The sequence below is a fragment of the Gardnerella sp. c23Ub_4 genome, from assembly GCF_055804115.1.
This window is the reverse complement of the sequence record NZ_JANUYO010000001.1, coordinates 247917-267819: the sequence shown is the minus strand read 5'-3', so window position 1 is coordinate 267819 and position 19903 is coordinate 247917. Positions and strand designations below refer to the sequence as shown.

The 19903-nt window shown below is 41.8% G+C and carries 18 protein-coding genes and 1 tRNA gene; 14 read left to right on the top strand and 5 right to left on the bottom strand.

Features of this window, described 5'->3' with window-relative positions; translation table 11 throughout:
- Positions 1-16 precede the first annotated feature (16 nt).
- A complete protein-coding gene (locus NYP67_RS01215) occupies positions 17-1465 on the top strand; it encodes a DUF4032 domain-containing protein (protein WP_473411095.1) in 1449 nt (482 codons plus the stop codon).
- 275 nt (positions 1466-1740) lie between these two features.
- Positions 1741-2187: an RbsD/FucU family protein gene (locus tag NYP67_RS01210; protein WP_004131125.1), complete on the top strand. Its 447-nt coding sequence runs from the start codon at positions 1741-1743 to the stop codon at positions 2185-2187.
- A gap of 164 nt (positions 2188-2351) precedes the next feature.
- Here NYP67_RS01210 and NYP67_RS01205 read toward each other — a convergent pair.
- Together NYP67_RS01205 and NYP67_RS01200 are read right to left on the bottom strand one after the other, a co-directional pair.
- Positions 2352-2424, bottom strand: a tRNA-Lys gene (locus NYP67_RS01205).
- A gap of 59 nt (positions 2425-2483) precedes the next feature.
- A complete protein-coding gene (locus NYP67_RS01200; RefSeq protein ID WP_016635485.1) occupies positions 2484-2747 on the bottom strand; it encodes a mycoredoxin in 264 nt (87 codons plus the stop codon).
- A 205-nt stretch (positions 2748-2952) separates the two neighbouring features.
- Between NYP67_RS01200 and ftsY the strand changes: the two genes are divergently transcribed.
- The 10 genes from ftsY to NYP67_RS01150 all read left to right on the top strand — a co-directional run bounded on the left by ftsY (position 2953) and on the right by NYP67_RS01150 (position 13479).
- Positions 2953-4074 (top strand): signal recognition particle-docking protein FtsY, encoded by a 1122-nt coding sequence (gene ftsY, locus NYP67_RS01195; RefSeq protein WP_415680873.1) that lies wholly within the window; start codon positions 2953-2955, stop codon positions 4072-4074.
- Positions 4075-4195: 121 nt separating this feature from the next.
- Positions 4196-5713: an ammonium transporter gene (locus NYP67_RS01190; RefSeq protein ID WP_004131119.1), complete on the top strand. Its 1518-nt coding sequence runs from the start codon at positions 4196-4198 to the stop codon at positions 5711-5713.
- Between the two features lie 241 nt (positions 5714-5954).
- Positions 5955-7310, top strand: coding sequence for an MATE family efflux transporter (locus NYP67_RS01185; RefSeq protein WP_004131118.1), 1356 nt, complete (start codon positions 5955-5957; stop codon positions 7308-7310).
- Positions 7311-7468: 158 nt separating this feature from the next.
- Positions 7469-8932, top strand: coding sequence for a replicative DNA helicase (gene dnaB, locus NYP67_RS01180; protein ID WP_415694443.1), 1464 nt, complete (start codon positions 7469-7471; stop codon positions 8930-8932).
- The gene (locus NYP67_RS01175; protein ID WP_004132342.1) at positions 8916-10304 is read left to right on the top strand and encodes a Mur ligase family protein; all 1389 of its coding nucleotides are present in this window, start codon (positions 8916-8918) and stop codon (positions 10302-10304) included. Before dnaB ends, NYP67_RS01175 begins: the two co-directional genes overlap by 17 nt.
- A gap of 14 nt (positions 10305-10318) precedes the next feature.
- Positions 10319-11125 (top strand): type 1 glutamine amidotransferase, encoded by an 807-nt coding sequence (locus NYP67_RS01170; protein WP_473411094.1) that lies wholly within the window; start codon positions 10319-10321, stop codon positions 11123-11125.
- A gap of 80 nt (positions 11126-11205) precedes the next feature.
- Entirely contained in the window at positions 11206-11403 is a 198-nt protein-coding gene (locus tag NYP67_RS01165; protein WP_018634701.1) for a type II toxin-antitoxin system HicA family toxin, read from the top strand.
- The gene (locus tag NYP67_RS01160) at positions 11403-11822 is read left to right on the top strand and encodes a type II toxin-antitoxin system HicB family antitoxin (protein WP_004116411.1); all 420 of its coding nucleotides are present in this window, start codon (positions 11403-11405) and stop codon (positions 11820-11822) included. Before NYP67_RS01165 ends, NYP67_RS01160 begins: the two co-directional genes overlap by 1 nt.
- 216 nt (positions 11823-12038) lie before the next feature.
- Positions 12039-13061 carry an amidase domain-containing protein gene (locus tag NYP67_RS01155; RefSeq protein ID WP_004131108.1) on the top strand — a complete coding sequence of 341 codons (1023 nt, stop codon included), beginning with the start codon at positions 12039-12041 and terminating at the stop codon, positions 13059-13061.
- Positions 13048-13479, top strand: a complete 432-nt coding sequence (locus NYP67_RS01150) for a hypothetical protein (RefSeq protein WP_004116406.1) — start codon at positions 13048-13050, stop codon at positions 13477-13479. The genes NYP67_RS01155 and NYP67_RS01150 overlap by 14 nt, the downstream gene beginning before the upstream one ends.
- A gap of 132 nt (positions 13480-13611) precedes the next feature.
- Here NYP67_RS01150 and upp read toward each other — a convergent pair whose 3' ends face one another.
- The 3 genes from upp to NYP67_RS01135 all read right to left on the bottom strand — a co-directional run bounded on the left by upp (position 13612) and on the right by NYP67_RS01135 (position 16452).
- Positions 13612-14250, bottom strand: coding sequence for a uracil phosphoribosyltransferase (gene upp / locus NYP67_RS01145; protein ID WP_004120306.1), 639 nt, complete (start codon positions 14248-14250; stop codon positions 13612-13614).
- A gap of 284 nt (positions 14251-14534) precedes the next feature.
- Positions 14535-15194: a hypothetical protein gene (locus NYP67_RS01140; protein ID WP_016832426.1), complete on the bottom strand. Its 660-nt coding sequence runs from the start codon at positions 15192-15194 to the stop codon at positions 14535-14537.
- 46 nt (positions 15195-15240) lie between these two features.
- Positions 15241-16452 carry an NUDIX hydrolase gene (locus NYP67_RS01135; RefSeq protein ID WP_102704836.1) on the bottom strand — a complete coding sequence of 404 codons (1212 nt, stop codon included), beginning with the start codon at positions 16450-16452 and terminating at the stop codon, positions 15241-15243.
- A gap of 223 nt (positions 16453-16675) precedes the next feature.
- Between NYP67_RS01135 and dcm the strand changes: the two genes are divergently transcribed.
- Positions 16676-17950, top strand: a complete 1275-nt coding sequence (gene dcm / locus NYP67_RS01130) for a DNA (cytosine-5-)-methyltransferase (RefSeq protein ID WP_115757053.1) — start codon at positions 16676-16678, stop codon at positions 17948-17950.
- 97 nt (positions 17951-18047) lie between these two features.
- Positions 18048-19544: a Sau3AI family type II restriction endonuclease gene (locus NYP67_RS01125; RefSeq protein ID WP_115757051.1), complete on the top strand. Its 1497-nt coding sequence runs from the start codon at positions 18048-18050 to the stop codon at positions 19542-19544.
- Positions 19545-19903 lie beyond the last annotated feature (359 nt).

Genomic DNA, 19903 nt, shown 5'->3' with positions numbered 1-19903 from the left:
ATGTAGACTAGATTTTATGGAATGGAACGAAACTCCTTTAATGGATCCGCGCGCTGCACAAGCAACATCGGTTTCTGCTCTTAGCGAGACCGTATCTTCTGCGGAACCTCCAGCGTTGAAGATTACTGCTGCAAGCTCTAATCCTCAAATGTTTATGCTTCCTTGGGAGCTGCCGCTTTCTCAATGGCCTACAAATCTTTTTGTTAACCTTCCTCGAGGCATATCTAGGCACGTTGTGCGTTTTGTGCACGTAGGCGACGAAGTGTACGCAATGAAGGAGATTACTCGTCAAGTCGCGGAGCGCGAATATGAGCTTTTAAGACGTTTGCGCAAGCTGGAACTTCCAACAGTTAAGCCAATAGCGGTTGTTGCTGGTAGAAAAGATAAGAATGGTGAGCCGCTTGAAGCAATGCTTGTTACTCGTCATCTTAAATTCTCACTGCCTTATCGAGCACTATTTGCTAGAACCTTGCGCCCAGATACTGCGGAGCGTTTGATTGATGCTCTTGCTGTGCTTATGGTTCGCTTGCATCTTTCGGGATTCTATTGGGGAGATGTTTCGCTTTCTAACGTTCTGTTCTTGCGAGATGCAGACGCATTTACTGCGTTTTTGGTGGACGCGGAAACTGGCGATTTGCACGGAAGCCTTACCGAAGGCCAGCGCGAGTACGATATTGACTTAGCTCGCACAAATATAATCGGCGAATTAATGGATTTGAGTTCTGGCCAGCTTTTGCCTGGAGAAGTTGACGAAATTAGCATTGGAAACAGGCTTGTAGATCGATACCATTCGCTTTGGAGCACGCTTACAGACGTAGATAAGTTTAGTCCAGACGAAATGTGGCGTATTGAGCGCCGCGTGAATCGTCTTAACGAGCTTGGATTTGATGTAGACGAGCTTGAGATGAAGACTTCCGAAGATGGTCGAAGAGTTTTGGTTAGACCGCGAGTTGTGGACGCTGGATACGCTTCGCGCAAGCTTCTTCGACTAACTGGCTTAGATGTGCAAGAAAATCAGGCGCGCAGGCTTCTTAACGATTTAGACGCGTACCGCACCTCTACATGGCGTCAAGGTGAAGAGCTGGAGATTGTTGCTACAGACTGGATGCGCGAAGTGTTTGAGCCTACTGTTCGCATGATTCCGCCTGAGTTTAGGTCGCAGATTCAGCCAGCGCAGTTCTTCCATGAAGTTTTGGATCATCGTTGGTTTATGGCAGAGAGCGTAGGTCATGACGTTTCCATGCAAGATGCAGTAACAAGCTACATTAATAACGTCTTACCTCAATACAAGATGGATAAGCGTGTTTTGGCTGCGATTAATGCGGATGCGGATTCTGGCGTTGTAGACGACGAGTACACGTATTCCACGCCTGCGCCTGCAGCTGCTCCTGCAGCCGCTCCTGCGGTTGCGGCGAGCGACGACGATGACGAGTACGATCAAGACGCAAGTGTTTGGGCAAGCTGAGCTTTTTGTGAGCTTTTGCGTGCTTTTGTGAGCATTTTTGTTTTGCTAGCGTTTTAAGAGATTCCTTACTTTGCATCTGTTTTACACCTGTTTTACATTTGCTTTACTTTTGTTTAGTGAAGTGTGGAATTATTCTCTCTGAAATGTGGAATAATTCGTATTTATTTTAGGAATTTTGTTAATTTCTTTTGTGAATGGTGATAGAATTTTCTTGTTAGTTGTCAATGATTGCCAACTAATCATAGTTATTTATCAATTAATCAAGGGAGATTATTATGTTAAAAGGTGTAGATTCTATAATTCCTCCAGCGTTGCTGAAGGTTCTCTGCGAAATGGGCCATGGAGATGTTTTAGTATTGGCCGATGGAAATTTTCCAACTGAGTCTGTAGGAAAAGACGCTATAGTTGTACGCTGCGATGGTCATGGAACTTCGGAATTGCTAACTGCAATCTTAAAGTTGATGCCACTCGATCAATACACCGATAAGCCAGCTACACTTATGGAAGTTGTTCCAGGAGACCCTTGCGAAACTCCAATCTGGAAAGAATATGAAGATATTATTGCTAAATACGATAAACGTGGAGCAAGCACTTTAGGAACTCTTGAAAGATTTGCGTTCTACGATGAGGCAAAGAAGGCATATTGTGTTGTTGCCACGGGTGAGCGTGCTCAATACGCTAACATTATGCTGCGTAAGGGCGTGGTGTTTGCTGGAGAGTAGCGTAAATAGGTAAATAAGTTTATATTTATATGCTATTTATCTGTTATTTGCTTGTTATCTGTTTGTAGAGATATAGAAATCTAAGTGTTATAGCATAAAAGCACTGCGTTTAACAAGATGATTTGGAATTTAAGAACCATCTGCTACGTGCAGTGCTTATTTTGTGCCCCCTGTGGGACTCGAACCCACAACCCAAGACTTAAAAGGACTCTGCTCTGCCAATTGAGCTAAAGGGGCAACAAATGCCTAGTATACTACATTTTGTAGACTAATCCAACTTCTCCGATGTTGGCGTGTTAATTTGCAAGTTGTCCTAATTGCATAAGCTTATCTTTGATTTGACTTGCAGATGGCTCAACCATAAAGCTGCCGTCGCTAAAAGTCACAACAGGAATATGCTTCTGACCGCTAATTTCAACAGCTTTTTGAGCAGCTCCGTCTTCGGACTCAATATTGTGCCAAGTAAAAGCAACGTTAAACTGGTTAAGCGCGGACTTTGCGCGAATGCAATCGCCGCACCAATCGGCTCCGTAAACATTGACTAATGGCAAATTTTCCATAAAATATCACCCCAATTCAGTTTGATTGTAGAGTGGCCATTAAAGTGGCTTGCAAATGTAGCATAAATTTGCACTCATAATGGTCTGTAAAATCATTGTATTAGAACACTAATATTTGTGTAATTTTTGCGAATAATCAACAATTTTAACTAAAATTTGAGCAAATTCCCTTTAATGTGTCCCTTTAATTTCATAGGCTTATTATATGAACATGGTTATGGACTTAAATTTGGTTATATGGTTTACTGTTGGCGCAGTTATTTTAGCTGTTGCTTTAGTGGCGGTAGCTGTTGTTTTGCGAATTATTGGAAAATCGAATGGCCCAGTAATACCTACTAGCAAAGAAGACCCATTGTCTAGTAGTGCTGAAAATAATGGCGATTTTAGCGCACAATTACCAGAAAATGCAACGTCTAGAATGGCTAGGCTTAGAGGCAAGCTTGCAAATAGTCAAAATCCTTTTGGACGCGCGCTTTTTAACATTTTAAGCAAAGATAATATTAGTGAAGACGACTGGCAAGATGTAGAAGATACGCTTTTAATGGCAGATGTTGGCGCTCAAGCAAGCGAAGAATTAGTTGAGTCGCTTAAAAAAGACGCCAGGATTTCTGATGCTGCCAGCTCGCAAGAGGTTCGCGAAACATTGCGCGCGAAACTTCTGGATGTTGTTGGAGTCAAAGCAGATAGAAGTCTAAAAGCAGATTTGCAAGATGCAAATAAGCCAAGCGTAATCATGATGGTTGGCGTAAATGGCACTGGAAAAACCACTACTGCTGGCAAGCTTGCGCGACTAATGGTTTCTAAAAATCGTTCTGTAATTCTTGCTGCTGCCGATACTTTCCGCGCGGCTGCTGCCGATCAGCTTGAAACTTGGGCAAATGCTGCAGGCGTTAAAGTTGTTCGTAGTCAAAAAGATGGCGCAGATCCTGCTTCCGTGGCTTTTGATGGCGCTACAGCTGCCAAAGAAGAAAACGCAGACGTTTTGATTGTAGACACGGCTGGAAGGTTGCAAAATAAGGCAAATCTTATGGAAGAGCTTGGCAAAATCCGCCGCGTAATCGAGAAAACTGTTCCCGTAGACGAAGTGCTTTTAGTACTTGATGCTACAACTGGCCAAAATGGAATGGCTCAAGCAAAAGTTTTTGCTCAAGCTATTGGAATTACGGGCGTTGTGCTAACAAAGTTAGACGGCTCCGCAAAGGGTGGAATTGTGATTTCTGTTCAACGCGAGCTTGGAGTACCTGTAAAGCTTGTTGGATTAGGGGAAGGTCCAGACGACCTTGCGCCGTTTGATCCAGAAAGCTTTGTAGATGGCATTTTGGCGTGAGCTGCTTTTGGTTTTAGTCGCATTTTAGATTAAGTAATTTTGCTTTAGTAACTTTTAGCTTGAGTTGATTAGAATATAAATTAAATTGCAACCACCGATGGCTGCGTTTGTGAGGTGAAAAATGACCGCAATGGATCCGCAATGGGCGTTACTAGCTGCCGCATTAGTGTTTATAATTACGCCAGGAATCGCACTGTTTTATGGTGGCCGCGAGCGCGCAACGTCAATGGTTAACATGATGATGCTTTCCGCTGGTGCAATTGCGGTAACAACTATAGTTTGGACGCTTTGGGGTTGGTCAATGGCCTTTGCTGGAAAAGACATGATTGGCGGCGTTGTTGGAGACCCTGTAAGCGGATTGCTGCTACGCGATTCGATGGTGGCAGATCACGGCATTTTTACTTCGATGGACGCAAACACTGGTCTTGCTGGCGGAATTCCAGCGGCATTTAGACTTGCGTGCGCTGTTGTTGCTGTGGCTCTTATAACTGGAGCGCTTGCTGGTCGAGTGCGCTATGCGATTTGGCTAATATTCGTTGCTGTTTGGGTAACGCTTGTGTTTGCACCTCTTGCGCACATGGTTTGTGGAGGCGGTCTGCTTTCTCCTAATGGCGCTATATCTCAGGCTCTTGGAATCCAGGTTCATGATTTTGCAGGCGGATCTTTGTTGCATGTAGCTGCGGCAGTTTCGGCTTTAGCAATTGTTCTTATTATTGGCGGTCATGCTCATTTTCCTCTTAAGAATTTTGTTTTGCATACTAAATCTTTTGCGTCTTTGGGTGGCGCAAATTCGGAGCACAAGGGCAATTTAGTTCGCGCGCTTTTGATGGAAGTAGCAAAGTCTAATAAGACTAATGATTCTGCTGCTTCTAGCGATGATTCTAAAGCTAAGGGCGATTCTTCTTTAGAAAACGCTAGCGAGCTTGCGGTTAATGGCCATTTTTCCAATGTTTCTGCACGAGCTCCGCACAATGTTCCATTTGTTGTTCTTGGAATTTTCATCATTTGGTTTGGATGGCTTGGCTTAATGATTGGATCTTCTGTAGGTCTTCCAGGAGTTGCTGGATATGCATGGGTTAGCTCAACTATTACAGCGTCTGCGTCTATGCTTGCTTGGGGCGTTACGGAACGCTTGCGCTCGGGGTGCTTTAGTGCTGTTGGTGCAGCTAGTGGAATCATGGCTGGTTTGGCTGCTAGTGCTGCCGCTGCAGACGTTATAGCGCCTTTGTGGGCGGTTGTATTGGGTGCAATTGTTGGAGTTGTTACATGCCTTGCTACGCATTCTAAGACTTTTACTCGCTACGATGGTGCGCTACACGTTGTAAGCGTAAATGGCATTGCTGCGCTTATTGGCATTCTAGCTGTTGGATTATTTGCGGATGCAAGCGGATTGCTTTCCACTGGCGATTGGCATCAGCTAATTGCGCAAATATGCCTTCTTGCAATCACAATTCTTTATTCTGGAGCCGTTAGCGCGTTGCTTGCATTTGGATTAGAGAAGCTTTTTGGTTGGAGAATATCGGAAGCTAAAGAGCGTAAGGGCGTTGATTTAGCGGATCAAGGTGAGCGTGCGTACGATTTTTCTGGTATTGCTCAAGAAAAATCTGCGATTGACGCTGAAGATAAGACGCAAATGTGACACACTCGGATTGCGCAATGTGGATAAAACTTTTAGTTATCCACATTTTAGGCGTGTTGCTGTGTATATCTATAAAAGTTGTCCACAAATGGGGGATAACTTTGTGGATATCCTGCGGATAACTTTTTTGAAATCATATTCAGTTTGCAATTCAAAAAGTTTTATGATAGCGATTGCATAATTCAAGATAAATGATTCAATTACCAAAAAGGCATGAAAAGGCGTTAAATAGGCCATTATTATGAGCGATCAGAGTGAAAATGTTAACAAAAAAGACCTATTGAAACATATATTTTCTCTAGCTATTCCTACATTTGGCCAGCTTATTGCAGAGCCAGCGTTTGTTTTAGTAGACACTGCAATAGTTGGGCATTTAGGCAAAATGCAACTTGCAGGGCTTTCAATAGGCTCAACCGTGCTTTTAACAACAACGGGGCTATGCCTGTTTTTGGCGTACAACACCACAAGCCAAGTTGCAAGGCTACTGGGTGCTGGCAAAAATCGCCAAGGGCTAAGCGTTGGAATGGATGGATTGTGGCTTGCGCTTGGGCTTGGAGTTGTTTTAACGCTTGCTTTAATGCTGTTTGCGCGTCCGCTTTGTCAAAGCTTTGGTGCAAGTGGCGAAACGCTTAAAAACGCGATTATTTACACTCAAACTGTTATGCCTGGATTGTCCGCAATGTTGCTAATTTACGCTGCAAATGGCATTTTTAGAGGACTTAGCAAAGTAAAAATCACGCTTTTTGCTGCAATAAGTGGAGCTGTACTAAACGCTATTTTAGATATTCTATTTGTGTTTGGAATGAACCTTGGCATTGCCGGGTCTGGAATAGCAACGATGATAGCGCAATGGTATATGGGCATTGTTTTAACGCTACCAGCGATTTTTTGGGCAGCTCGAGAAAAAGCACGTTTGCGTCCACAAGCGCGTAACATACTTAAAAGCGCTGGAAGTGGCGTTCCGCTGTTTATACGCACATTGGCATTACGCGCGTGCATGGTGGCAACTGTTGCAGCTGCTGCGCGACTTGGAACGAACACTTTAGCTGCATATCAAGTTGCAAATTCTTGCTGGAATTTTGTTATGAACATATTAGACGCTATAGGAATTGCAGCTCAAACGATAGTCGCCTCCGCGCTTGGAGCTGGATTATTAAAACGCGCTAATGTAATCACAAAAGTTTGCGCGCAAGTAGGAGCATTAAGTAGCGTAATCGTTGGAATTCTAATGATATTTGCAGGATGGTTATGCTCTCCGCTGTTTAGTCCAAATGCAGAAGTGCAACTTTTGGTTTCAATCGGAATGACGATTCTTGGAATTTTCTTGCCTCTATCTGGATTTATGTGGGCTTTAGACGGAGTGTTAATCGGGGCTGGAGATCACAAGTATTTAGCCAAATCGTGCTCAATTACAGCAGTTGTGTATCTTATTGTAATTAGCGCGGTTTGTGTGGCAAATGTGGCTCTTTTTGCGGGAGATATTACTAAAACAATATCGCTGTGGGTTGCTCTTAACGCTGTGTATATTGGCGGACGCGCGCTTGGAAATTCGCTTAGAGTTAAAACGGATGATTGGATGAAGTGCGCAAATCTGTGATTTGTTAGGTTGATTTTTAAGTTGATTTGTGACTTGTGATTTGTGACTTGTTACTTTTAAGTTGATTTGTAAAATCGCAAAGCATTTAACTTACGATTTGTGTTAGTTTATATAAACTTTTGTTTGCGTGCTCCGTGCAGACGTTTATACTCGATTTTATGGCAGATAATGATATGTGGCAGTCAAATCGAAAAGACTCAAACCGATTAAACAACGCCAACGCTAATGTTAGCTTGTTTGACAAGGTTCCGCCTCACGACGAAGATGCGGAAATGGCCGTTTTGGGCGGAATGCTAATGAGCAAAGATGCTATTGGCGAAGTTTCGCAAATCCTAGAAACAGCAGACTTTTATATTCCAAAACATCAAACAATTTACGACGCGATTATAAGCCTGTTTTCTGGGTCGCAACCAGTAGACGTTGTTTTAGTTGCAAACGAGCTTCTAAAAGACGAAAACCTGGAGAAAATTGGCGGAGCAGATTACTTGCATAGCCTTGTAGCATGCGTTCCTACAGCTGCGAACGCGCTATATTACGCGGATATTGTGCACAAAAATGCGATTTTGCGAAACGTGATTGCTGCTGGAACAAAGATTGCGCAAATGGGGTATTCGGCTACGGGAGATCAAGCAGAAGATGTTGTGAACCTTGCGCAATCCGAAGTTTATGAGATGAGCTCTGGCAAAGTTCATCAAGATTATTCCGCTATTGGTCCAGTTGTGCAAGACGCTCTCGAACAGTTAGACAAGTTGCAAAGCAACGAGATTGAAAAAGGTGTTCCAACAGGATTTAGAGATATTGACGACATGACGCAAGGCTTGCAACCAGGGCAAATGGTAGTCGTAGCTGGTAGGCCTGCAATGGGAAAGTCAACTCTTGGAATCGACTTCGCTCGTTCTGCAGCGTTGCATCACAATATGACAACAATCGTGTTCTCGCTAGAAATGAACAAATTGGAGCTTGCTCAAAGAATAATCGCAGCCGAAACGGATATTCCAATGACGGCAATGCATCGCGGAACTGCAGAAGACATTACAACAGATAGGTGGACTAAGCTAAACGCGTTTTGGTCAAAAATGAAAGACGCTCCGCTTTTTATAGACGATAGTCCAAATATGAGTCTTATGGAAATTCGCGCAAAATGCAGGCGACTAAAGCAAACGAACGACTTAAAGCTAGTTGTAATCGACTATTTGCAGCTTATGACTTCTGGAAAGAAAGTTGAATCTAGGCAGCAAGAGGTCTCCGAGTTTTCGCGTGCGTTAAAGCTGCTTGCAAAAGAGCTAGAAGTGCCAGTTGTTGCATTAAGCCAGCTAAACCGAGGGCCAGAAATGCGAAACGATAAAAAGCCTCAGCTTTCGGATTTGCGCGAATCGGGATCTATCGAGCAAGACGCAGACGTTGTGTTTCTTGTGCATAGGCCTGATTTTTACAACAAAGAAGATCGCCCTGGCGAAGCAGACATTATTATGGCAAAGCATCGCAATGGTCCTACAGAAACGTTTAATCTAGCTTTTCTTGGAGCAACGTCTAAGTTTAAAGATATGCCGCAAGGATACCAGCCGCAATCATATGCGCAAGGGAACGATGCTGTTGGAGGCTATGATGGCCATGCTGCTTGATGCTTTTATGCCTGCTGTAGGAAAGCTGGTTCGCGCGGTTTCTAGAGCGTTGCGCCACGGTGGAAGCGCCTTACCAGGCAAAGTTGTAGAAACACTAGACCGTGGGTTTTTAGCTAGAACGCTAGGGAGTTTGCCTTACGGAGTTGTGCTAATTTCGGGAACTAATGGCAAAACTACTACGACTCGCATGGTTGCGTCTATGCTCAGAGATGCTGGATTGCGCGTGTTTACAAATCCTACGGGATCGAATTTTACGCGCGGAGTCGTGGCGTCGCTTGTGCAAGAAATGCCTGTTTTTGGCACAAAGTTAGATGCGGATATAGCTGTTTTAGAGCTTGATGAAGCTTATGCTGTGCATTTTGTAAATCAAATAAAGCCGCGCTATTCGCTTCTTCTAAACGTTATGCGAGATCAGTTAGATAGATTTGGCGAGATTGACACTACAGCTAAATTGCTGAGTAATGTTGCGCACGCGACTAAGCGAGTAGTTGTGTTAAATCGCGAAGATCCGCGAATTTCCGCGCTTTCTAAAGACGTTTTGTCGCCTTGCAAAGTAAAGTATTTTGGTTTGGATGATTCGTTAAGAAGCATGTTCCCAACCGACGACGATTTGCATAGTGATTTGTATGGCGATTTGGCTGGCGATTTGGATGGCGATTCGCGTAGTGATTCGCATGATGATTCGCGCAATCTTCCGCATGCAGATGTTGTTTTGGCAAAAGTTGATGGCAATAAAGCTGATTTTTTGATTGATGGTCATAGAAAAACTACGAGCGTTAAGTTGCGAGGCGTGTATAACGTTTTTAATGCTGCTGCTGCGTCTACGATTGTGCGCGCTATTTTGGCGGATGCTGCTAAAAAAGATGCAACGCTCGCAAAATTCAACGACGATGCGCTTATGGATGCGATTTCTCGCGTAACGCCAGCATTTGGGCGAGGTGAAGTAATCGAAGTTAACGGCGCTCCTGTGGAGCTTGTTCTAGTGAAAAATCCTATTGGATTTAGACTTGCGCTCGCTTCTTGTAAGCCTGCAAATCATGACACAATGATTGCAATTTGCGACGAATACGCGGACGGTCGAGACATGAGCTGGCTGTGGGACGTTGATTTTACGAGCCTTAGCAGCACTGGAGTCGCTTGCGTTTCTGGCACACGCGCGTGGGATATGGCTTTGCGTTTGCAATACGACAAAGTTGCTTCTAGAAACGTGAACACTGATTTAGAAGAAGACGTTAAAGCCTTTGTAAATGGCGATTTTAGTAGCGATGATAAAAATGCAAAACGCATATATTGCACATACACTGCAATGCTTCGCGTGCGAGCTACATTGGGGCAAATCGCAAGCGTTAAAGACGTTGGAGTTGGAAAGTAAAGAAAGTAGTCGTAATGAATAATATGAGTGATATTAATGATATTAGTCAAGCGAACGCTACTAATAAAGCCGAAAATCGCGTATTAGACATTGTGTCGCTGTACCCGAAAGACATGAATATTTACGGCGACTATGGCAATGTGCTTACGATTATGCGTAGAGCGGAATTGTACGGTTACAAGCCTGTGCTTAACGAGTACAATGTTGGTGATGCTTGGCCAAAGCGAGTAGATATGATTCTTGGCGGAGGTGGCCAAGATCATGGTCAAAGTAGAGTTACAGATGATTTATTTGCACGCGCAGACGCGATTCGTGATCTTGCAAAAAATGGCGTTCCAATGCTTATGATTTGCGGGCTTTACCAGCTTTTTGGAGAGTATTTTGAAACCGTTGATGGGCAAAAGCTTCAAGGAATTGGAATACTTGGCGAGCATACGGTTGGTAAAGACGTGCGCATGATTGGAAATCTTGTGGAGCATAGTGCCGATTTTGGAGATATTGTGGGCTATGAGAATCATTCTGGGCGCACAAGCTTGCAAGATGGAACGCAGCCACTTGGATTGGTTGATGGCGAAAATTGCGGAAATAACGGTGAAGATCACACGGAAGGCGCTCGCAAGTACAACGTTATTGGCACTTATATGCACGGTTCGGTTTTGCCAAAAAATCCGCGTTTGTCTGACTTTTTAATTCGCACAGCTGCGCAAAATCGTTATGGAGAATTTGCGCCAAAGCAAAGTGACGCTCAGCGCGCAGAGCTTGCTAAATTAGACGAATTAGCAGATCGCGCTCGCCAAGTGGCCGTAACTCGTCCGCGGTAAATTAACATAGGCATATGCGCGATTTAGTAAAAATTTGATTGATTATTTTATTTTATGCGCATAGTGTGTATAATCTTTTTATGAGATACAAAGAGATTGAAAAACGTCTTAAGAAGGACGGCTGGATACTTTTTGCACAGCGTGGAAGTCATTGTCAATTCGTACATAAAACTAAAACAGGTAAAGTCACAGTGCCTAAACATCCAGGTGATATTAACCCATCTGTTGTTAAGTCAATTTGGCGTCAGGCGGGAATTAGTGAAGCAAAGGTGAAATGATGAAATTAGCGTATCCTGTTATTCTTACTCCATACGAAGATAATAGTGGGGGTTTTGTTGCAGAAGTCCCTGATTTGCCAGGGTGTGTAACTGGCGGTAGTAATCTTGCAGAGGCTCTGATTATGGCAGAAGATGCAGCAAGTGGATGGGTTCTTACAGAACTCGAAAGTGGTAAGACTGCGCCAAAAGCTAGTGATATTAGTGATATTGTTGTAGAAAATCCTAATTCAAAGTTGTCTATGGTTGCGCTTGATATGGATTCCTATGCTGCAAAATACGGTTCTCAGGCAGTTCGTAAAAATGTTACTGTTCCAGCTTGGCTTGACACTTGGGCACAAAAAGCTGGCATCAGCTACAGTGGGGCTTTGCGCGATGCTTTAGAGGCTTTATATGCTAAAGGAGCTGTGAATAAAGCTTAGTTGTATTATTAGCTATATTATCTGATTTGTTATGCAATATTGCACAATCAATTAATACAAAAGCCTGCTGAAGCTTGCAAAGTGTTGCAAATCAGTAGGCTATTTAAATGTAGAACTGATGAGTATATGATTACATAGCCGCTGTGTATATTTGACAACTGGTATTTATTGTGATAAAATAATGAAAAGGGATTTTATATAATAATGGAGTTATATATGAAAAACAAAGTTGTCTTGCATTATACATTTATAGCTGCGCTATTTTCTATTATTTTAATATTGTCATTTGCTAATGTTGCTCAAGCTGAATCATCTGACTATAAATCAGAGACTTATGTAGATTTTCCCAAAAAGCAGCATAAGACAAAATTTCAGAGTATGTATTTTTCTTTACTAGATACTTATGAAAATCCAGAGTTAGTAAAAAAGTTCTATATTTCAAAATATTTTACAGAATTACAAAGAATACAGAGCGAAGCTATGCTTCCTTCTCTTAGTGAAGAAACAGCTACTATTTACAAAAATTCTCTTTTTAATTCCTCGCATAAAGATAACAATAATGTAACAAAAATATTGCAATTTCTAGATATATATGAGAATAAATATGAAAATAATCAGATTCTATCAGAATTGCATAAATTAGAGTTAAAAGTATTAAAAAATGAACTAACACAAAAGGAAGCTATTAATATTGCAAAATTGTGGCTTCCATCAAAGCAGGAGGTTACACCTCGCAAACCTTTACTTACTGAGAGAAATTCAGGCATAAATCTTGAAGCGGCCAGAGCATATGCGCGAGAATGGGCGTGGAAAATAAATCCAAAATATGGTGAAGAAAAAAGTAAGTTAATATTTCCGGCAGATTGCACAAATTTCGCTTCGCAAATTCTATATGCTGGTGGTATTGGTATGGATAAGCATAATGATGTATTTAAAGGGTGGTGGTGGAAAGCTAGAGGAGATCGTTCGGTTTCTTGGATTAATGCCAATGTTTTTAAAAATTATATGGGGTATGGATTTAGTACAAGTTATTGGGGAATGTTAGTAGATAATGTTAGGGATGGAGATTTTATTGGTGTTGATGAAAGTAATGATGGTACTGTCGATCACATAGGGTTTGTATTCCTAAAAAGCAACGGTAGATTGCGTATAGCTCAACACACTGAAAATTATTTAGATTGGGATAAGAATTGGTATTCATTCAATGGTGAAGGAGCTTATTATCGTGTTCGTCGTTAAATATTGGAAAGAATGGTTTTTACCATTATCTTTTGTATTTTTAGCAGTTTTATTGCTTATTAAAATGCCAGGAAAGTATCCAGCAGATTTTGATTTAAGTCTTTTGGGTGTTGTGTTAGTTTCAATTATTTCACCAATAATTCAAATGATTGTTGGGTTGTGTAATAGAGGATTAATTCGTAAGAAAATATTAATTATTATTGATAGCATATTAATACTTGCTGGCTTTATTGAAATATTCTTTGGCCAATTTATTGTTGTACATGTTTTGAATCGTGGAATGGTCAAGTACACAATGGATCGTGGACCGCAAGTTAATGTTGCTACTGTTGCAGCTGCATCTATCGTAGTTGTCTCAATGGTATTATGGAGTATTCACGAACTGGAATTTAATAGTAATAAAATTAAACGAATATGAGACCGACAAATAATTAAAGATGTAAATACAAAAGCCTGCTGAAGCTTGCAAAGTGTTGCAAATCAGCAGGCTATTTTGTAGTTTTATTTCTAGCTTTTGATTCTAGTTTTCGTTTGATTTAGCTGGTGATTATTAGTCAATCAAGCCGTACAAACGATCGCCAGCGTCGCCAAGACCTGGAACAATATAAGCTTTGTCGTTCAAATGCTCATCTACAGCGCAAACAACAACCTTAAAGTCAATAGAAGGATCAATCTCCTTCTCAATGCGCTCCAAGCCTTCTGGCGCTGCCAAAATGTTAATAGCAGTAACATCTTTAGCGCCGCGCTCTGCCAAATAATGCGTAGCAGCAATAAGAGTGCCACCAGTAGCAAGCATTGGGTCAAGAAGGAAGCATTGACGACCAGTCAAATCTTCTGGTAAACGATTAGCATAAGTGACGATGTCGAGAGTTTGCTCGTCTCGCTTCATGCCAAGGAATCCAACCTCAGCGGTTGGAAGAAGGCGAGTCATGCCGTCGAGCATACCAAGACCAGCGCGCAAAACAGGCACAACCATTGGGCGTGGGCGGTTCAAATGCTTGCCAGTCATCTTGCAAATAGGAGTTTCAATCTCGCGATCGCTAACTTCCAAATTGCGTGTTGCTTCGTATGCTTCGAGAGTTACCAATTCGGAAACTAACTCGCGGAAAATATTAGATGGTGTATTCTTATCTCGCAAAACGGTGAGCTTGTGGTCCACCAGCGGATGATGTAAAACATGAAGATCCATACCTTCTAGATTAGTGCAAGCATTGCACGTTAAGCTAGCGGCGTGCCGTGATTATTTAGAAAAAATATAAACAATTGTTAATGAGGGTATAAACAATTGTTAATGAAGGTTGAATTTTGTGAATTGTTGGAGAATATAAAACATCTTAAAAACGCTGACTTGCGAAAGCGCCTGTCGGCGCAAACGCCGCTCGCAGCGGCAAAAAATGGAGCCCGGGGCTTAAGCACAAGCCAGCGTCACTCCCGAGTATACATGCTTTTCGATTTCAGCGCGCCGCGAATAATCTAATCAAGCTTGCCTGCCTGCCATAATTTTGCGCCGCTAGCAAAGTCTAAAGAAAGCGCGTGCATGTTTGCGCAAGTGTGCAAAACGTTGGCAATTTTTTGCGCGCTGCTGCTTTCAGAATTTTGCGTCTGGCCTAGTCTTTTTGCGTACGTGCGCATTCCGCGCGAAATAATCGCGCTAAACGCAGAAGCGCGATATAGCGCAACAGCAAAATCGCCAGTAAACGCGCCAGAAAGAATCGAGTCTGCAAGTCGCGCAATATCTTCTTTTGTAGGAGACTCGTCAACTCCAGTAATCGCCGAAGCGCTAGTGGCCTCTGGCTCGCCAATGCGCCAATATGCAGCATAAGAGTCGCCATTCTTGCGTAGTGATGTTCTAAGCAAATACAGTCTCCAAAGCATTCCAGGAAGCGATTGTGCCTCTGCTTTACTCCACAAATCCGCAATAATCTCAATGCCTTCGTTTTCTACCAAGTTAAGCACGCGCGCAACAATCTCGGGAGTTTGCGTTTTATGAACGCGGTTCAGCAAGACGGCTGCGGAAGTGTGGCTAATCTCGCTTACGATTTGCGGGTCGGTGCCACCTTCGATTTGCGCGAGCATGGCTGGATCCATTTGCGCTGGCCTGCTAGGGCGATTTGCGCCGATTGGACTTGGCATAAACGCAGATCTACTCGAGTGAATTGAGCCAGATTTTGAATTTAGATTAGTAGACAATTGGCAAAACCTTTTCTATGTTTACGATTTTAGGGCCTTTTTCGGTGCTTATAATATGCAAAACTACAGCACTTCCTGTAGGCATGTATGGGGATTTTTGACTAAGTATGCGTTTATTTGCTTTTGGCTTAGAGATATCCCGTAAATGCGCAAAAAATGTTCCAATAATTGGGCGATGCAGACACATAACTGTTGTTGTTTCTGATTTTGTTTCTGATTTTGCTGTTGCTGTGTTGCCATCGCTAGCTTCATCTATAAGATTTTTGATTTCACTTACTAGCACGTTTAGAGTTGACTTTGGATTTTTCTCGTGAAAATCTTCTGTAAGCTCCGCCACTTTTTCTATATTGATTGAAGAGTTTTTTGCAAAAGCGTCTACAGTTTCCAAGCATCGTTTCCAAGGAGACGAAACAATTTTGTTTGGAGCATAGCAAGCAAGCTCGCGACCAAGCGCGTAGGAGGCGGCGGAGCCAAGAGGCGTGATCGGGCGAGTTGCTTCGCTTCCTTGCCAAGCTTTTCGCGATTCCGCTTTTCCGTGACGCACAAGAATAAGCGTTTTATAATTTGCTTGCCCAGATTTGATTCGCTCAAGGAATGCGTCTAAAACAAGTTGATCACTATCGTGCGTAAGTTTTTTGCGTGCGTCTTTGGGCGCAAGCCAAATAACATTGCCGATTTCCGTAGGCTTTGCTGGTTTTATTGGGCCAAATGCTGGAAGTCGTTTTATTGCATCGCTTTCGCTTATTTCGCGCATCATCCAGTAGTGGATTCGCTTGATTACTTCTGGCTGACTGTTATTTTGCGAGCCGCTTTTTGTGCTGCTTTTTGCAGACGATTTTTTGCCTTCGTTTTCGAGTGGATACTCGATTTGCGCAATGTGCGGCCCCAGTGTAACCGCGTATCCTGTTTCTTCGCCAACTTCGCGCACAGCAGTGTGACGATGCGATTCATGGGCTTCGTTCTTACCTTTTGGCCAGCTCCAATCGTTGTATTTTGGGCGGTAAACAAGGCAAAGCTCTATGTTGTTTTCGTTTAACACTTGATTGCAAGCGTTGGAATCGCTGCCAACATTACCGAAATCTTCGTTTGGATTTGTGCTGTTCGGCTTGCTTGGCTCGCTCTTTTTGCTAGTAGTTTTGCGCAAGCGGTAGATGATTCCGCCAGCTGCTTCAACATATCTCTTCGCTGCTGTTGCACTCATATTCACTATTTTAGCGTTTTTCTTTCGCAACTTTTAGTTGTGCTTTAATCTTTTATGTTTTTAATGTTTTATATTTTGTACATAGTCATGACTGATATAAAAGTGCGTAGAAAATCGGATTTGGGATTGGAATTTATAGTTGAATTAAATTTGATCTTTTTGTGTATTGAATTTATACTAAATTATGTAGTTGTTGAAATTCGCTAGTGCTGTGAGGGTTTATATGTCCAAGACAATAAAAGTTGCTGAACTTTTTGCAGGAGTAGGTGGATTTCGTCTTGGATTAGAAGGATATATGCCTTCCGAAGGAAACGATTTTACGGCAGTTCCAGCAGGGCCTTTCAAAACAGTTTGGGCAAATCAGTGGGAACCTGCTGGGCAAGAATCCAAGCAATTTGCGTGGAGATGCTATGAGAAGCGTTTTGGTAAAGGTAGCTGTGTTAATGAAGATATAGCAGAAGTGCTCAAAAAATTTGAACACGGGGAATGTGATATTCCAGATTTTGACATGCTTGTTGGTGGTTTTCCTTGTCAAGATTATTCTGTGGCAAAACCGTTAGCATTGTCTTCTGGAATTGACGGCAAAAAAGGCGTTCTGTGGTGGAGTATTAATAAAATGTTGGAATTGCGCCACCCTAAATATGTTCTACTTGAAAATGTTGACCGTTTATTAAAATCACCTGCCGCACAGCGCGGTAGGGATTTTGCCATTATTCTCTCTTGTCTTTTTCGCTTGGGGTATAGCGTAGAATGGCGTGTTATTAATGCTGCTGAGTATGGAATGCCGCAAAGGCGTAGACGCGTATATATTTTTGCAGAGCATGATTCTAAAAAATGGCCCAACAAGCTTTCTCAGCTTTTGCAAAACGGTGTTATAGCACGAGCTTTCCCAATATCTGTTGCAGAAAAAAATGCTGCGCAATATGAATTTTCTATTAGTGACAATCCGTATGCTATATCTCAAGATTTCGGCAAACAAGCTAAAGTGAGTCTATTCCAGAATGCTGGTGTTATGCAAGATGGAGTAGTTTATACCGTTAAAACGGATGCTGTGTTTTCTGGCAATGCAATGACACTAGGTAGCGTTTTAGTCGATGCCAATCAAGTGCCTAAAGAATATTGGATTGAAGAAGATAAGCTTGCTTCTTGGCAGTATCTTAAAGGCGGTAAAAGGGAGTTGCGAACAGCTTCGAATGGATTTGAGTACATGTATTCCGAGGGGCCTGTTGCTTTTCCAGATAAAATTGATGCACCAAGCAGAACTATTCTTACAGGTGAAGGTGGGAAAAGCGCTAGCAGGACAAAACATGTTGTTATGCAAGATGGCAGATTGAGAAGGCTCGTTCCAGATGAGCTAGACCAGCTGCAAATGTTCCCTAAAGGTTGGACGAATGATGGAATGAGTGATGGCCATAGAGCGTTTTGTATGGGAAATGCGCTGGTTACTGGTATTCCTCATAAAATTGGTGAAATTCTCGCTAATGACATTTTGGTATAAAGTTCATATCTAAATAATTATGATTATTTGTAGGTTGCGTAGGAATTGAGTTAATAGGAAAATGTAATAAATAAAGTTGTGCGTAAGAAGAGACAGAATGGTGGAAAACATGTTTAATCATATAGGTGATAATCGCAAGTTTTCGGACATTGACGAAATAACCGCTCTTCTTACTGGAATCAATGGCAAAACTTTTCGCGAGATTGATAAAACTGGTCGTGGTGAAAAAGCAGGCAACAAGGGTTCTTTAGGCAATATTATTGAAGAATCAGTTTTCGGGTATTCTATAAATTCCGATAAGCAACCAGATATTATGGTTGCTGATGAATTTTATGAATTGAAAGTTACGCCTATTCGTTCAAATAAGAAAAATAAAATAGTTGCTAAAGAACGTTTGGTCGTTGATATTATCAACTATTTGACGCTGTGTAATGAGGTTTTTGATAATTCATCATTTTGGCAAAAAGCGCGTCAGATGATTATTATTTATTATCTTGATAACAGGATTGATAAAATTAACCAATCCAGACTTGATTGCACTATTTACGGTTCTTTTGTATTGAAATATGAACCTGGTGAGCTAGAAACAATTCGTAAAGATTGGGAATACATAAAAAACAAAGTAGCTTCTGGTTATGCAGATAGGTTAAGCGAGTCCGATACTAATTATCTTGCTGCTTGCACTAAGGGAGAAACGGCTGCAAAGTCGTTGAGAGATGCTCCTGCGCCAAGTGGATTTGAAAGTAAATATATACGTGCAAAACAACGCGCGTTTTCGTATAAGCCTAGCTATATGACCATTGTTGCACAAAGAGTTTTAGGTGACGGTAGTCTTTTTGAACGGTTGCCAATATCTATTAACGAAAATCTTAATGATTATGTGCAAAAGAAGATTGGGCAATATGTTGGTTCTAAAATTTCTGATTTGGCCAACAAATTTAATGTGGAGCTTAAAACGCATTATTCTTTTAATTCGCAGCTTGCACTGAAGATGTTGGGTGTAAAAAAGAACAGAATAGAAGAAATTGAACAGTTTGCTGCAGCGAGTGTGACTCAATTAAAAACTACTGTTTTGTATGATGATGGTAAACCAGAGCAGAATATGTCTTTCCCTGCATTAAAAGAGGATGATTGGGCCGAATTGGCAGATCCAAATATGCAGTGGCATGATTCACGATTGTATAAGTTCTTTGAGAATAATAAGTTCTATTTTGTTGTTTTTAAAAGCAATGGGAAAAATAGAAAATCAACTTGCTATAAAGATGATGTTTTAGTTGGTGGTTTTTTATGGAATATGCCCGAAGAAGATATTGAAAAATATGTTGCGCCTGCATGGAATAAAGTGCATGAGATTATGATATCTGGTAAATCTACTGGCTATGGAACGGATGAGAATCAGCTCCCTAAGATGTCATTTAATCACGTATTTCATATGAGGCCACACGGTAAAAATGGCAATGATGTTATAACACTTCCAAACGGTGAAACTATCACCAAACAATGTTGGTGGCTAGATAGGCTGTACATTGCCAAAATAGTTGCTGAGCATATTGGTCAGATATCGCAGGAGATGGTGCCCGAGATAATCAGGTGATTACAGCTTCAGCTTCCAATCCTTAAGAAGATAGGAATAGAACTGCTATATAGTATGTGAACAATATTATAAACACTCAATTTTCACATAAATTCTCCCAAAACTGGCAAATTATGGCGTAAAAAACTTCCTAAAACTGGCAAATTATTGCTCAAAAAACCTCCTAAAACTGGCAAATAATTACTCAAAAAATCTCCTAAAACTGGCAAATTATGGCGTAAAAAACCTCCAAAAACTGGCAAATTGTATGTAAGTTTGTGAGATTTAGTGTAAGTTAGTGGCGCTTGCGGGAGCGCGGGCGTGCGTGCGAATCGCTCGTGCGGAGTTTAGTATTGGCTTATAGCAAATCAGTTGCCAGT